Source organism: Vibrio sp. 10N.261.52.C11 (assembly GCF_041471405.1).
GTDB lineage: Bacteria > Pseudomonadota > Gammaproteobacteria > Enterobacterales > Vibrionaceae > Vibrio > Vibrio crassostreae_C.
This window is the reverse complement of the sequence record NZ_JBFROI010000028.1, coordinates 75,925-90,976: the sequence shown is the minus strand read 5'-3', so window position 1 is coordinate 90,976 and position 15,052 is coordinate 75,925. Positions and strand designations below refer to the sequence as shown.

Sequence of the window (15,052 nt, the reverse complement as noted above, 5' to 3'; positions counted from 1 at the left end):
GGTGCAATAACAATCGAACCCATTAAAAACGAAAAAAGCGAACCACCTAAATTAGGCGTTCGCTTTCTATCTTATTTGCTCACTTTTCACGACTCAGCGCTAAGATCCGATGTAAGCGCTACGCTTGTGGCTCTTCATCTCTGAAAACAACCAAACGCTTCGGTGCAACTCGGCCATCTTCAGCAATCTGAGCTACGCCGACAAACAGCTTCTCTTCGCCACTTGTCATACGAACCGTGCCTTCAGTTGGCGCACCAGCAACCTGAACTGGCATACCGTGCTGAACTAGGTCAGTCAGTTCCGCGTTCAGGTTTACTTCTGGTAAGTCTTCAACGGCAGTGTCCATTGGCATCAGCAGTGGATCAAGCAGCTCTTTCGGTGCAATTTCTTGCGCCTGTGCTTGCTCTAGGATCTCGTTTAACTGCTCCAAAGTCACCATACGCTCGTATGGGTACTTTGCGACACCTGTACGACGAAGCATGGTCACGTGAGCACCACAACCTAGCATTTCACCAAGGTCGTCGGTAATTGTGCGGATGTATGTGCCTTTCGAACAATGCACTTCCATTTCAACTTCATCACCTTCAAAGCGAAGCAGTTCAATAGAGTACACAGTGATCTTACGAGACTCACGAGGAACCTCGATACCTGCACGTGCGTATTCGTACAAAGGCTTACCTTGATACTTCAATGCCGAAAACATTGATGGTATCTGATCGGTTTCACCCTTGAAGCTCGCAATGCAACGTTCAAGCTGTTCTTGAGTCACGTTAACATCACGTGTCTCTACCACTTCACCATCAGAGTCAGAGGTATTGGTACGCTCACCAAGCTTAGCGATAACAACGTAGCGCTTATCAGAATCTAGAAGAAACTGAGAGAACTTCGTTGCTTCACCAAGACAAATTGGCAGCATGCCAGTCGCAAGAGGATCCAGAGCACCGGTGTGCCCTGCCTTCTCTGCAAAGTAAATACGCTTTACTTTTTGCAGTGCATCATTAGACGAAATGCCAGTCGGCTTATCTAATAGAATTACCCCGTTGATAGGGCGACCTTTACGACGGCGAGCCATTACTCTTCGCCCTCAGACTGAGCTTCGTCAGTGCGGCCAGCTTCTTCTTGCTTACGCTTATCATCGTTCAGAACTTCACTTACTAGGTTAGACATACGCATGCCTTCTACTAGTGTGTTGTCGTAAGTAAAACGAACTTCAGGCGTTAGACGGTGGCGAATACGCTTACCAAGAGCCATACGAACTGGCACTTCATGCTCTTTAAGAGCTTTAAGGCATGATTCAGGAGTTTGCTCACCAACACACAGGAAAGTCACGAACACTTTTGCGTAAGCAAGGTCACGAGACACTTCTACGTCTGAGATAGTTACCATACCAATACGTGAGTCACGAACTTCACGTTGTAGGATAAGAGCAAGCTCTTTTTGAAGCTGCTGAGACACACGTTGTGTGCGGCTAAATTCTTTTGACATTTTCTTTTCTCACTTAGAAAGATGGGGGGCTTGGTAATTACCAGCCCCCCATGGTGTATTCAACAACCGATTACTTATTACCTTTACTAGTAATGTTAGTAACCTTAGTCAATATGTCGAGTCGTACAGACTGATTAGTCTAGAGTACGTTTAACCTCAACGATTTCGAATACTTCGATCTGGTCACCAACGCGAACGTCGTTGTAGTTCTTAACGCCGACACCACACTCGTAACCGTTCTTAACTTCTTGTACGTCATCTTTAAAGCGACGAAGTGACTCTAGTTCACCTTCGTAGATAACAACGTTTTCACGAAGTACGCGGATTGGGTTGCTACGCTTAATCGTACCTTCAGTCACGATACAACCAGCGATTGCACCAAGTTTAGGCGACTTAAATACGTCACGAACTTGTGCAAGACCAATGATCTCTTGACGGAATTCAGGAGCAAGCATACCGCCCATCGCCTGTTTAACTTCGTCAATTAGTTGGTAAATGATTGAGTAGTAACGTAGATCTAGGTTTTCGTTCTGAACCGTGTTACGCGCAGTTGCGTCAGCACGAACGTTGAAACCAAGGATGATAGCGTTAGAAGCTGCAGCAAGCGTTGCATCAGTTTCAGTAATACCACCAACACCAGAACCTACGATGTTCACTTTCACTTCGTCAGTTGACAGTTTCAGTAGAGAGTCAGCAATCGCTTCTACAGAACCTTGAACGTCAGCTTTAAGTACCACGTTAAGCTCAGCAACTTCGCCAGCCGTCATGTTCGCGAACATGTTCTCTAGTTTCGCTTTTTGTTGGCGAGCTAGTTTAACATCACGGAATTTACCTTGACGGTAGTTCGCAACTTCACGTGCTTTACGCTCATCACGTACAACAGTCGCTTCATCGCCTGACGAAGGAACACCAGAAAGACCTAGAATTTCTACAGGAATAGATGGACCTGCAGTTTCGATGTCTTTACCGTTTTCATCACGCATTGCACGAACACGGCCGTACTCTTGACCACAAAGAACGATATCGCCTTTGTTTAGAGTACCAGACTGTACTAGTACTGTTGCAACTGGACCACGACCTTTATCAAGACGAGATTCAACAACAACACCAGACGCCATGCCTTCTTTAACCGCTGTAAGTTCAAGAACTTCAGACTGAAGAAGGATAGCTTCTAGAAGACCATCGATGTTTGTACCCTGTTTAGCAGAGATGTGAACGAAGATGTTCTCACCACCCCATTCTTCAGGGATAACGTCGTATTGAGCTAGCTCATTCTTAACGTTGTCTGGGTTTGCACCCTCTTTATCGATCTTGTTCACAGCAACAATCAGAGGAACGCCTGCCGCTTTCGCGTGCTGGATTGCTTCGATTGTTTGTGGCATTACGCCATCGTCTGCTGCAACTACAAGTACAACGATATCTGTCGCTTGAGCACCACGAGCACGCATAGCTGTAAACGCCGCGTGTCCAGGAGTATCAAGGAAAGTGATCATACCGTTGTCAGTATCTACGTGGTAAGCACCAATGTGCTGCGTGATACCGCCAGCTTCGCCAGAAGCAACGTGTGCTTTACGAATGTAATCAAGTGTTGAAGTTTTACCGTGGTCAACGTGACCCATGATAGTAACAACAGGAGCACGACCTTCAGCGATAGCATCGCTATCACGGTCAGCTAGTACTGCTTCTTCAAGTTCGTTTTCTTTACGTAGGATTACCTTGTGACCCATTTCTTCAGCAACAAGTTGTGCTGTTTCTTGGTCGATCACTTGGTTGATAGTCGCCATAGCGCCCATCTTCATCATTACTTTGATAACTTCAGTTGCTTTAACTGACATTTTGCTAGCCAGTTCAGAAACAACGATAGTTTCGCCGATAGCAACGTCAGATTTAGCAACAGTTGCTGACTTATCGAAGCCTTGCTGCATTGAAGTTGGTTTAGCAAGCTTACCTTTACCGCCACGACCACGTTGGTTACGACCACCACGGTTGTTTGCAGGTTGGTTAGCAGGAGCTGCTTTCTTCTTGCGACGACGAGGTGCTTTCTCATCTTTCTTATCTGCCGCATCTTCAGCTTCACGAGCGTAAGTAGAAGTAGTCACATGGTAATCCGCAGATTTCTCTTGCTCTTTCTTCTTCTTCTCTTCTTCAGACCAACGTTCTTGGTTCTCTTCTGCTAACTTACGAGCTTCTTCAACAAGCTTAGCTGCTTCAGCTTCTGCTTTACGAGTTGCTTCTAGCTCTTGACGAGCTTTAAGTTCATCCGCTTCTTTTTTCGCTTGTGCGTTAGCGTCTGCATTTTTTGAATTCATGTCTTTTTTAGCCTTTTCAGCTTGTGCGCGTTGAGCCTTCTCTTCAGCTTCACGTTTTGCATCCGCTTCACGTGTTACTTTTTCTTCGGCTTCGCGCTGTGCTTTCTCTGCAGCATCACGTTTCGCTTGCTCTTCAGCATCGCGTTGTGCTTTCTCTTCCGCTTCACGATTAGCTACTTCCTCAGCTTCACGTTTCGCTTCATCTTCAATAGTGCTGCGCTTCACGTAAGTACGCTTTTTACGTACCTCTACTTGAACATCCTTACTCTTACCGCCTCCAGCGGCAACACTTAGCGTGCTGCGGGTCTTGCGTTGAAGAGTTAAACGAGTCGGTTCTGTTTCGCCTGAAGTATCGCCGTGCTCCTTTTTAAGGTGCGTTAGCAATGTTTGCTTCTCTGAATCAGTCACTTGATCCGACCCTGCTTTCTTCATGCCTGCATCAGCAAGTTGTTCAATTAAGCGGTCAACTGGCGTACCAATCTCTTCACTCAGTGCTTTAACTGTTAATTGTGTCATACCGCTTTCTCTCCTTGCTGAATTATTCTTCGTCGCCGAACCAACAGATGTTACGCGCAGCCATAATTAGCTCGCCTGCACGCTCTGCAGTTAGGTCTTCGATGCCTTCTAGTTCATCAACGCCTTGGTCAGCTAGGTCTTCCAGTGTCGCAACGCCTTTTGCTGCTAGCTTGTAAGCCATTTCACGCTCAAGACCTTCAAGTGCAAGTAAGTCTTCAGCAGGCTCAACACCGTCGAAAGTTTCTTCTTTCGCTAGCGCTAGAGTAGTCAGTGCGTCTTTTGCGCGGTTACGTAGTTCTTCAACGATACCTTCGTCTAGACCGTCTACTTCAAGAAGCTCGTTCACAGGAACGTATGCTACTTCTTCAAGCGTAGAGAAGCCTTCTTCAACAAGCATTTGAGCAAAGTCTTCTTCAATGTCTAGGTGCTTCATGAAGTTTTCAATAGAAGCAACTGCTTCTTCTTGGTGCTTCTTCTCAAGATCAGCAACAGTCATTACGTTCAGTTCCCAACCAGTAAGTTGAGACGCTAGACGTACGTTTTGACCGCTACGGCCAATCGCTTGTGCTAGGTTATCCGCTTCAACAGCGATATCCATAGAGTGTGCGTCTTCATCAACGATGATTGAAGCAACATCAGCAGGAGCCATTGCGTTGATTACGAATTGAGCCGGGTTATCATCCCAAAGAACGATATCGATACGTTCACCACCAAGATCGTTAGAAACAGCTTGTACACGTGCGCCACGCATACCAACACACGCACCAACTGGGTCAATACGTTTGTCGTTTGTTTTCACAGCGATTTTAGCACGAGAACCAGCGTCACGTGCAGCACCTTTAAGTTCAATTAGCTCTTCACCAATCTCAGGCACTTCAACACGGAATAGTTCAGCTAGCATTTCTGGCTTCGAACGAGTAACGAAAAGCTGGAAACCACGAGCTTCTGGTTTAACTGCGTAAAGAAGACCACGAACACGGTCACCTGGACGGAAGTTTTCACGAGGAAGTTGGTCATCACGAAGGATTACCGCTTCAGCGTTGTTACCTAGGTCTAGAATAATAGTGTCACGGTTAACTTTCTTAACTGCGCCAGTTACTAGCTCGCCTTCGTTATCGATGAACTGCTCAACGATTTGAGCGCGTTCAGCTTCACGTACTTTCTGTACGATAACTTGCTTAGCCGTTTGAGTCGTAATACGGTCAAACGTTACTGATTCGATATCATCTTCAATGAAACCGCCAAGTTCGATCTCTGGGTCATCGTACTTTGCAGCTTCAATAGAGATTTCTTTTGTTGGGAATTCAACTTCCTCAACAGCTTCCCAACGACGGAAAGTTTCGAAATCACCCGTTTTACGGTCAATTTCAACACGAACTTCAATTTCTAGTTCGCTTTTCTTTTTTGTTGCCGTTGCAAGCGCGATTTCAAGCGCTTCAAAAATACGCTCACGAGGAACTGCTTTCTCATTTGAAACAGCTTCTACTACCGCCAAAATTTCTTTGTTCATTAATCTAGCCTCTTAAGCTCTTCTCTCTAGGAGAACTAAAATTTAGGGATCAGGTTAGCTTTCGCAATATTGCTCAGGACGAATTCTTCTTCTTGTCCTTCAACCAATACTTTCACTGTCTCGCCTTCGATAGATTGGATATCACCTTTCCATTTACGACGGTTGCCGACAGCCATTTTCAAAACGATGCTTACCTCGTGACCAATAAATTGTTGGTAATGCTCTGCTTTGAACAGTGGTCTCTCTAAACCTGGTGAAGACACTTCAAGGTTATAAGCCACTGAAATTGGATCTTCAACGTCCATTACGGCACTTACTTGGTGGCTAACTTCAGCGCAATCATCTACATTGATACCGTTTGGTGAATCGATGTAAATACGTAGCGTTGAGTGCTCACCAGCACGAATAAATTCTAATCCAACTAACTCATAACCTGATGCTGCTACTGGAGCGTCAAGCATTTCAGTAAGTTGTCTTTCTAAACCAGTCATTTAACCACTCCAGAAACAAAAAAAGGGCTCAAAGCCCAATTTAAATTCCAAGCAAACATTATCTAAATACATTTACAAATGCTTAGATAACAAAAAACCCCGTATAAGCCGGGGTTTTTGTTGCTGGACCCTTATATGTTAAGTGCCATCACATTCGATATCGCACCTAACTCACAGTGAGGTTCACACTGTGCAAACTTGCTACCAATACAAGCTATATAATAGCATTGAAATTGGTTGCGGGAGCCGGATTTGAACCGACGACCTTCGGGTTATGAGCCCGACGAGCTACCAAACTGCTCCATCCCGCGTCCGACTTGCGAGCATTATACGCCCAACAAGATGTTTTACAAGTTTGTAAACATGGTGCCGAGAGAGGGACTCGAACCCTCACACCCTAAGGCACTAGCACCTCATGCTAGCGTGTCTACCAATTTCACCATCTCGGCATCAAATCTTTACAGATTATTGTGGAATTTCGTCGCCTTGCGCCGGAACTTCACTCACTGCATCATCAGCTTGTTGAATCACCTGACCTTGGGTCGGGTCAATCCATTGTGACTCAGTTTTATGTGTAGACATATTACCAAGCACTAAGCTAAGGATAAAAAATGTAGTTGCAAAAATTGCAGTCATTCGGGTAAGGAAATTTCCTGAGCCACCAGCACCAAACACAGTGTTTGAAGCGCCAGCACCGAAAGAGGCTCCCATATCTGCGCCTTTACCTTGTTGAATCAACACTAGGCCAATTACACCAAGCGCTGCCAACAGGTAAATCACAAGTAGAACTGTAAACATTTTTCCACCTATGTTCCTAATTGTTGAGCCAGCGCCGTTCAAAAAACTATTTTTAAGAACAAGGCTAGCGACCTCCTAACTGAAGGCCGAGCAATACTAGCGAATGCGACGATGGCTGACAAGGAGAATTTGCTAAAAAATAAGCCTTTACCAAGTGAATGGTCAAAAAAAGGTCAAAAGCGACACAAAACTCATTTATGTCTCTTTTGACCGTTATATCTTTTGACCGTGATATAAGTCAACCACTTCTAATCACAAGCGCTATTCGCTGCGCCAGCTAAGTAAAAGGTTAAATTAGCAGTTTGCTTTTACTGCATCTGCAATCTTAAGCGCTGATGCTTGAACAAGCTCTGCATCTTCGCCTTCAACCATGACACGCAGTAGTGGCTCGGTACCAGACTTGCGTAATAGTACACGGCCTTTCTCGCCAAGCTCTGCTTCTACTTCAACAACCGCTGCTTTTACCGCTTCGGCTTCTAGTGGGTTTGAATCTCCGCTGAAACGAACGTTTTCTAGAACTTGAGGGTACAACGTCATGCCCTGAGACAACTCATTCAGTGTCATTTCGCTATCAACAACTGAAGCCAAAACTTGCAGAGCAGCAACGATAGCATCACCCGTCGTCACTTTATCTAGTAGGATAACGTGCCCCGAGTTTTCAGCGCCGATCTTCCAGCCTTTAGCAAGAAGCTGTTCCATTACGTAACGGTCACCAACAGCAGCACGTACAAACGGAATACCTAACTGCTTAAGGCCGTTTTCCATACCCAGGTTGGTCATTAGTGTACCAACAACGCCGCCTTTCAACTCACCGCGACGCAGTGCATCACGAGCAATAATGTAAGCGATTTGGTCGCCATCAACTTTGTTGCCTAGCTCGTCAACCATGATGATACGGTCACCATCACCATCAAAGCCAAGACCTAATGCCGCTTTTTCTTCAAGCACTTTTGCTTGCAGAGCACGTACATCCGTCGCACCGACTTCGTGGTTGATGTTAGTACCGTTTGGATCAACACCAATCGCAACGACCTCAGCACCCAGTTCTTTAAATACAGCAGGCGCAATGTGGTAAGTCGCACCATGTGCACAATCGATAACGATCTTCATGCCAGCTAATGTCATTTTATGTGGGAACGTACTTTTACAGAACTCGATGTAACGGCCAGCCGCATCGTTCAAACGTACTGCTTTACCTAGCTCTGAAGAATCAACACATTCGATGTCTTTATCCAACTCTGCTTCAATTGCCAACTCGATATCGTCCGGCAGTTTTGTTCCCTCAGAAGAGAAGAACTTGATACCGTTATCGTAGTATGGGTTGTGTGATGCAGAGATAACAATACCGGCTTCAGCGCGGAAGGTTTGAGTTAGGTAAGCCACAGCAGGTGTTGGCATTGGGCCAGTAAACGTAGCCTGAAGACCAGCAGCAGCAAGGCCAGCTTCTAGCGCTGACTCAAGCATGTAACCAGAGATACGAGTATCTTTACCAATGATGACTTTCTTTGTGCCTTGCTTCGCAAGAACACGACCCGCAGCCCAGCCAAGCTTCAGAACAAAATCAGGTGTAATCGGGTACTGGCCTACTTTGCCACGCACACCATCTGTGCCGAAATAACGTCTTTTATCAGACATAGTGATTTTCCTTAATTATATTTAGTGATTGTTGTTCATCACTTCGATTATTTTCATCGCTTCCAGTGTCTCCTCGACATCATGAACGCGAATAATTTGTGCGCCTTTCATCGCGGCAATCGTCGCGCAAGTGACGCTTGCGACCATGCAGTCGGCCGGAACCTTGTCTAGCAATTTAAAGATCATCGATTTTCTCGACATCCCCGCTAAAACAGGTAAGCCTAACGAATGAAACTTTTCAAGATGCGCTAGTAGGTGATAATTGTGTTCGATGGTTTTCCCAAAGCCAAAGCCAGGGTCAAGGATCAGCTGATCTTTTGAAATACCCACCGCCTCACACGCTTCTACCCTTTCTTGCAAGAATGCTTCTACATCCTGAAGAACATCATCATAACTTGGGTTAGCTTGCATGGTTCTCGGCTGACCTTTCATGTGCATCAGACAAATCGGAACATTAGCATCAGCGGCGACTTGTAATGCTCCAGGCTCTTGCAAAGCGCGCACATCATTGATCAAATCAGCGCCCGCTTCAACAGCTTGGCGCATCACTTCCGCTTTACTGGTATCTATCGAGATCCACACATCAAACTTGGCACGAATGGCTTTAATAGCAGGAATGACACGGGCAAGCTCCTCTTCTAACGAAACATCAGGAGCGCCAGGTCGAGTTGACTCACCACCAATATCGATAATGCTAACGCCCGCTTGAACCATGCGTTCAGCTTGCTGTAAGGCATTATCAAGTGAGTTAAATTTCCCACCGTCAGAGAAAGAGTCAGGGGTGACATTGAGGATGCCCATCACATGTGGGCGATCTAACACGAGAGTTTTATTCTTTGCTTTTAATATCATGGAAGGCCGGTCTTAAAGGGAAAAACACCATAGGCTATAAACAGAAAAACCCTGAGCGTACTCAGGGTTTTAATTGATAGTTTAGCGATTAAGAATCTTTGTTTTGAGCATCATCTGATTCAGATTTAACTTCTTCAACTTTTGACTCTTCAGCTTTAGGTTCCGCTTTAGCTTCTTCTGCCTTAGCTTCAGGTTTTGCTTCTTCCTTTGTAGGTTCAGCTTTTACCTGATCACCCCAACCAGCTGGATCACGAATCTCTTGCTTACGCTCCATCAAGTCATCAATTTGACCTGCATCAATCGTTTCAAACTTCATTAGAGCGTCTTTCATCGAATGCATGATATCCATGTTATCTTCAAGAATCTTCTTAGCTCTATCGTAGTTACGGTCGATAAGGATACGAATCTCTTCATCGATAAGCTTAGTCGTGTCATCAGAAACGTGCTTAGCTTGGCTCATGCCGCGACCTAGGAAAACTTCACCTTCTTCTTCTGCGTAAAGAAGAGGACCCAATTTCTCAGAGAAGCCCCACTGCGTAACCATCTTACGAGCAATATCAGTTGCACGTTCGATATCGTTAGACGCACCAGTTGACACTTTGTCTTTACCGTAAATAAGTTCTTCAGCAAGACGACCACCGTACAAACTAGAGATCATTGATTCTAGATGTTGGCGAGACATGCTTACGCGGTCTTGCTCAGGTAGGTACATAGTTACACCAAGCGCACGACCACGTGGAATGATTGACACCTTGTACACTGGATCGTGTTCAGGTACCAAACGACCAACAATTGCGTGACCCGCTTCGTGGTAAGCCGTTGACTCTTTCACTTCTTCAGACATAACCATTGAACGGCGCTCTGCACCCATCATAATTTTGTCTTTCGCAAGTTCAAACTCAACCATAGATACATTGCGCTTGTTACCACGAGCAGCAAATAGCGCCGCTTCGTTCACAAGGTTCGCAAGATCTGCACCAGAGAAGCCTGGAGTACCACGAGCGATCAGCGACGGTTCAACATCACCTGATAGTGGCACTTTACGCATGTGTACTTTAAGAATCTGTTCACGACCACGTACATCCGGTAGACCAACCACAACTTGACGGTCAAAACGACCAGGACGAAGTAATGCAGGGTCTAGTACGTCTGGACGGTTAGTCGCAGCGATAACGATAATACCTTCGTTACCTTCGAAACCATCCATCTCAACCAACATTTGGTTCAGTGTTTGTTCACGTTCATCGTGACCACCACCAACACCAGCGCCACGTTGACGACCTACAGCATCAATTTCATCGATAAAGATGATACAAGGTGCCGCTTTCTTCGCTTGTTCGAACATGTCACGCACACGAGATGCACCAACACCAACAAACATTTCAACGAAGTCAGAACCAGAGATAGTAAAGAACGGTACTTTCGCTTCACCGGCAATCGCTTTTGCAAGCAATGTTTTCCCCGTACCAGGAGGACCAACCAACAGGATACCTGTCGGGATCTTACCACCTAGCTTTTGGAAGCGGCTTGGGTCACGAAGGTAGTCCACAAGCTCTTTCACGTCTTCTTTTGCTTCGTCACAACCAGCAACATCAGCAAACATGGTTTTGATTTGTTCTTCGCTCATCATTCGAGCTTTACTCTTACCGAAAGACATCGCGCCTTTACCGCCGCCGCCGCCTTGCATTTGACGCATGAAGAAAATCCATACACCAATCAGTAAGATCATTGGGAACCATGAGATGAAGATAGTGCCAAGCAGGCTCTGCTCTTCAGGTGGTGTACCCTGAACTTTTACGTTTTGATTAATTAAGTCATCAAGTAGCTTTTGATCATAAACAGGCATGTAAGTTACATACTTAGAACCACCACCACGACGTGTGAAAGTGATTTCGCTGTTATTGAACTGTGCGTCTTGAATCTGGCCTTGGCCAACTTCCTGTACAAACGTGGTGTAATCTACTGCTCTGCCGTTACTTTCCCCAGGGCCGAAGCTCTGGAATACCGACATCAACACTACCGCGATAACAAGCCACAGAATTAAATTTTTTGCCATGTCACTCAAGGTGTAAGCCTCTCGATAACTAATTGTAATTAAAGGTAGGGTACTACAGTTTGTAACCTGTAGCCATGTTGTTAACTCTCACTCTTGGAAGAGAATCGTTAACCTTTGTAACCAGTGGCTACGATAAACACTTCACGAGATCGAGCTCGAGAAGAGTCGGGTTTTCTAACTTTTACTGTTTTAAACATCTCACGGACGTCCTTAACGTATTGGTCAAACCCTTCGCCTTGGAATACTTTTACAACAAAACTACCATTGGTAGCTAGAACTTGTCGACACATATCCAAAGCTAATTCAACTAAATACATAGCTCTTGGCTGATCCACAGAATTGTTGCCTGCTATATTAGGTGCCATATCTGACATCACGACATCAACCATGTTTGGTTGTATACGTTCCAACAAGGCATCTAGCACAGCTTCTTCGCGGAAATCGCCTTGTAAAAAGCTAACACCAGCAATCGGATCCATTGGTAACAAGTCACACGCAATGATTTGTCCGTTGTCTCCAACAATCTTAGCAGCATATTGAGACCAACCGCCAGGTGCTGCACCCAAATCCACAATGGTCATCCCAGGAGACAGCAATTTATCTTTCGTTTGAATCTCTTCCATTTTGAAATAAGCACGTGAACGATAGCCTTTCTTTCTTGCTTCATTTGCGTACTTGTCGTCGAAGTGTTCCTTCAACCAACGGCCTGAACTGGCCGAGTGTTTCTGTTTGCTCATTGGATACCTAAATTGGAGGAAAGTACTAATTGCTGAATAAATTATAGTCTTCAGCTTTAGATGGCGTTAAAATAGGTTTTTTCAACCCTAATAGTAAAGAAAATTGGCCGCGTAATGAACCTAAGTACCAAACAAAAGCAGCATCTAAAGGGCCTAGCTCACAGTTTAAAACCTGTTGTGCTAATGGGCGCAAATGGACTTACTGAAGCTGTTCTAGCGGAAATCGAATTAGCTCTAGACCACCACGAACTGATCAAGATTAAAGTTGCATCAGAAGACCGTGAGACTAAGCAACTGATTATCGATGCAATTGTACGTGAAACTAAAGCTGAGAAAGTACAGACTATCGGTAAAGTTCTAGTACTGTTCCGCCAGTCAGAAGCACGTAAAATCGAGATTCCACGTAAATAAGCGAGTTTGATATAAGCTAACTTCACTAATAGGAAGCCACAGCGCTTATCTTTTAGTGTAGCGTGAGAAACGAAAAAGGTCGCATTTAGCGACCTTTTTACTTATCAGAAACAAAGAAAATTCAATTAGATATATTCTACTTTGTCGATTTCGAAGTCTTTGTCACCACCAGGGGTAGAGATCATGACTTCGTCGCCTTCCATTTTACCGATAAGACCGCGAGCAATTGGCGATTTCACAGAAATGCGACCCGTTTTGATGTCTGCTTCGTCTTCTGAAACGATTTGGTAGCGGAACTCATCATCGGTATCCACATCAATCAGTGTCACTGTCGTACCAAAGATAATCTTGCCCGTATTATCCATTTGCGTTACATCGATGATCTGAGCCAGTGATAGCTTATATTCAATATCACGGATCTGAGCTTCACAAATACCCTGCTCTTCACGAGCGGCGTGGTATTCAGCATTCTCTTTCAGGTCACCTAGTTCACGTGCTTCACCAATAGCTGCTGAGATAACAGGGCGTAGCTTAAGTAGGCGATCTAATTCGTCACGTAGCTGCTGAGCGCCACGTACTGTCATTGGAACCTTTTCCATTTTTTACCTCTATGCCAAAGCTTTCTTTGGCCAACATAAATACACCCAACGCATTTATTGGGTGATAGAAACAAAACGATTTGGCTTAGTGTAAACAAACTTTATGGCTAAATCACCTTTATTCCACTTTGCGTTATAAAAGCTTTATCTAGGTCTAAATTACAGACATCACAAAAATGAATAATAACCCCCCCATCAATAAGTAGAGAGTTAAATACCTAAAAAAACAAAAAACAAACAAAATAAACACAGATCACACTTTTATAAAAAACACTTTAAAACATACACTTAAACAACAAGAGATATAATAAAACAGTGTTCATTTTTTAGTTTTATATCATTTTACTAACTGACTATGGAACTTTAGAGGTAAAAAGTAACCCATGGATTGCACTGGCATTTTTCAGACTTCTGTTCTAATCATGATTATGAAGCCTGATTAATACAGGCAATACACAAAAGGGTTCAAATCCTTGATAAAACTTCTATGGACAGTAATTAGGAATTAATAACATGAACAAGACTATGATCGCGCTTGCTGTATCGGCTGCAGCTCTTGCTACTAACGCAGTAGCAGCGGACGGCAAACAAGCTGGTGGTATCGACGGCACTTCTGTATACAGCTCAAACGGCACTTCTCTAGAAATCGGTGGTCGTGCGGAAGCTCGTCTATCTCTAAAAGATGGCAAAGCTGAAGACAAAACACGTGTACGTCTTAACTTCCTAGGTAAAGTTGAAATCCAAGACGGCCTATACGGTGTTGGTTTCTACGAAGGCGAATACGAAGCTAACGATAGCAGCGCAACTAACAGCGACTCTATTGACCACCGTTACACTTACGCTGGTATCGGCGGTACATTTGGTGAAGTAACTTACGGTAAGAACGACGGTGCGCTAGGTGTTATCACAGACTTTACCGATATCATGTCTTACCACGGTAACTCAGCGGCATATAAAATTGCAGCTGCTGACCGTACTGACAACATGCTTTCTTACAAAGGTGAGTTCCAAGACCTAGCGGTTAAAGCAAGCTACCGTTTTGCTGACCGTTCAGAAAACGCTGCTGGTGAGTTCGTTGACAACGAAGCAGACGGCTACTCTCTATCTGGTATCTACGCAATCGGCGACTCTGGCTTTAAGCTAGGTGCAGGTTACGCTGACCAAGACGAGCAAAACGAGTACATGCTAGCGGCATCTTTCCGTACTGAAGCTCTATACTTTGCTGGTACATTCACAGATGGTGAACTAGCGAAAAAAGACGGCGACTACACAGGTTACGAATTCGCAACTGCGTACACGCTAGATAAAGCTGCGTTCACTCTAACGTACAACAACGCTGAGTTCGACAGCGAAACTGCTGCGGATAATGTTGCAATCGATGCTACTTACTACTTCAAGCCGAACTTCCGCACGTACATCTCGTACAACTTCAACCTAATCTCTGAAGGCGATCAGTTTGGTGATACTACGAAGTTAACTACAGGTAAAGCATCTAAAGCAGATGCTGAAGACGAGCTAGCTATCGGTCTACGTTACGACTTCTAATTCTGATTATCTAATTGATTAATTAGTTAATTGAGAATCAAAACGCCCGCTATCTAGCGGGCTTTTTTTATATCTGTATACTGAAAACATCTGCCATCCAAGAAATCT

Annotated in this window: 13 protein-coding genes and 2 tRNA genes; 2 read left to right on the top strand and 13 right to left on the bottom strand. The window is 44.7% G+C overall.

Annotated elements, in window-relative coordinates:
• Positions 1-118: 118 nt before the first annotated feature.
• From truB to rlmE, 12 genes are all read right to left on the bottom strand, one after another.
• Complete coding sequence (gene truB, locus AB4323_RS11820) at positions 119-1,072, bottom strand: tRNA pseudouridine(55) synthase TruB (RefSeq protein ID WP_017059233.1); 954 nt, start codon at positions 1,070-1,072, stop codon at positions 119-121.
• Complete coding sequence (gene rbfA, locus AB4323_RS11815) at positions 1,072-1,485, bottom strand: 30S ribosome-binding factor RbfA (protein ID WP_372152541.1); 414 nt, start codon at positions 1,483-1,485, stop codon at positions 1,072-1,074. The genes truB and rbfA overlap by 1 nt, the downstream gene beginning before the upstream one ends.
• A gap of 134 nt (positions 1,486-1,619) precedes the next feature.
• Positions 1,620-4,310 carry a translation initiation factor IF-2 gene (infB, locus tag AB4323_RS11810; RefSeq protein WP_017059231.1) on the bottom strand — a complete coding sequence of 897 codons (2,691 nt, stop codon included), beginning with the start codon at positions 4,308-4,310 and terminating at the stop codon, positions 1,620-1,622.
• Between the two features lie 22 nt (positions 4,311-4,332).
• Positions 4,333-5,820, bottom strand: coding sequence for a transcription termination factor NusA (nusA, locus tag AB4323_RS11805; RefSeq protein WP_017059230.1), 1,488 nt, complete (start codon positions 5,818-5,820; stop codon positions 4,333-4,335).
• 35 nt (positions 5,821-5,855) lie between these two features.
• Positions 5,856-6,311, bottom strand: coding sequence for a ribosome maturation factor RimP (gene rimP, locus AB4323_RS11800; RefSeq protein WP_004738265.1), 456 nt, complete (start codon positions 6,309-6,311; stop codon positions 5,856-5,858).
• 234 nt (positions 6,312-6,545) lie between these two features.
• Positions 6,546-6,622: transfer RNA gene (locus AB4323_RS11795), tRNA-Met, on the bottom strand.
• A 53-nt stretch (positions 6,623-6,675) separates the two neighbouring features.
• Positions 6,676-6,760: transfer RNA gene (locus AB4323_RS11790), tRNA-Leu, on the bottom strand.
• 16 nt (positions 6,761-6,776) lie between these two features.
• Entirely contained in the window at positions 6,777-7,109 is a 333-nt protein-coding gene (gene secG, locus AB4323_RS11785) for a preprotein translocase subunit SecG (RefSeq protein WP_017059392.1), read from the bottom strand.
• A 294-nt stretch (positions 7,110-7,403) separates the two neighbouring features.
• A complete protein-coding gene (glmM, locus tag AB4323_RS11780) occupies positions 7,404-8,744 on the bottom strand; it encodes a phosphoglucosamine mutase (RefSeq protein WP_372152538.1) in 1,341 nt (446 codons plus the stop codon).
• Between the two features lie 21 nt (positions 8,745-8,765).
• The gene (gene folP, locus AB4323_RS11775; protein ID WP_017063276.1) at positions 8,766-9,596 is read right to left on the bottom strand and encodes a dihydropteroate synthase; all 831 of its coding nucleotides are present in this window, start codon (positions 9,594-9,596) and stop codon (positions 8,766-8,768) included.
• Between the two features lie 88 nt (positions 9,597-9,684).
• On the bottom strand, positions 9,685-11,652 hold the full coding sequence (gene ftsH / locus AB4323_RS11770) for an ATP-dependent zinc metalloprotease FtsH (protein WP_017059395.1): 1,968 nt from the start codon (positions 11,650-11,652) through the stop codon (positions 9,685-9,687).
• A gap of 107 nt (positions 11,653-11,759) precedes the next feature.
• On the bottom strand, positions 11,760-12,389 hold the full coding sequence (rlmE, locus tag AB4323_RS11765) for a 23S rRNA (uridine(2552)-2'-O)-methyltransferase RlmE (RefSeq protein ID WP_017059396.1): 630 nt from the start codon (positions 12,387-12,389) through the stop codon (positions 11,760-11,762).
• 114 nt (positions 12,390-12,503) lie between these two features.
• Between rlmE and yhbY the strand changes: the two genes are divergently transcribed.
• Complete coding sequence (gene yhbY, locus AB4323_RS11760) at positions 12,504-12,800, top strand: ribosome assembly RNA-binding protein YhbY (RefSeq protein WP_004738252.1); 297 nt, start codon at positions 12,504-12,506, stop codon at positions 12,798-12,800.
• Positions 12,801-12,925: 125 nt separating this feature from the next.
• Here yhbY and greA read toward each other — a convergent pair whose 3' ends face one another.
• The gene (greA, locus tag AB4323_RS11755) at positions 12,926-13,399 is read right to left on the bottom strand and encodes a transcription elongation factor GreA (RefSeq protein WP_017059397.1); all 474 of its coding nucleotides are present in this window, start codon (positions 13,397-13,399) and stop codon (positions 12,926-12,928) included.
• 513 nt (positions 13,400-13,912) lie between these two features.
• On the opposite strand from greA, the gene AB4323_RS11750 reads away from it, so the two are divergent.
• A complete protein-coding gene (locus AB4323_RS11750) occupies positions 13,913-14,944 on the top strand; it encodes a porin (RefSeq protein ID WP_102498657.1) in 1,032 nt (343 codons plus the stop codon).
• The last annotated feature ends 108 nt before the right edge of the window (positions 14,945-15,052 follow it).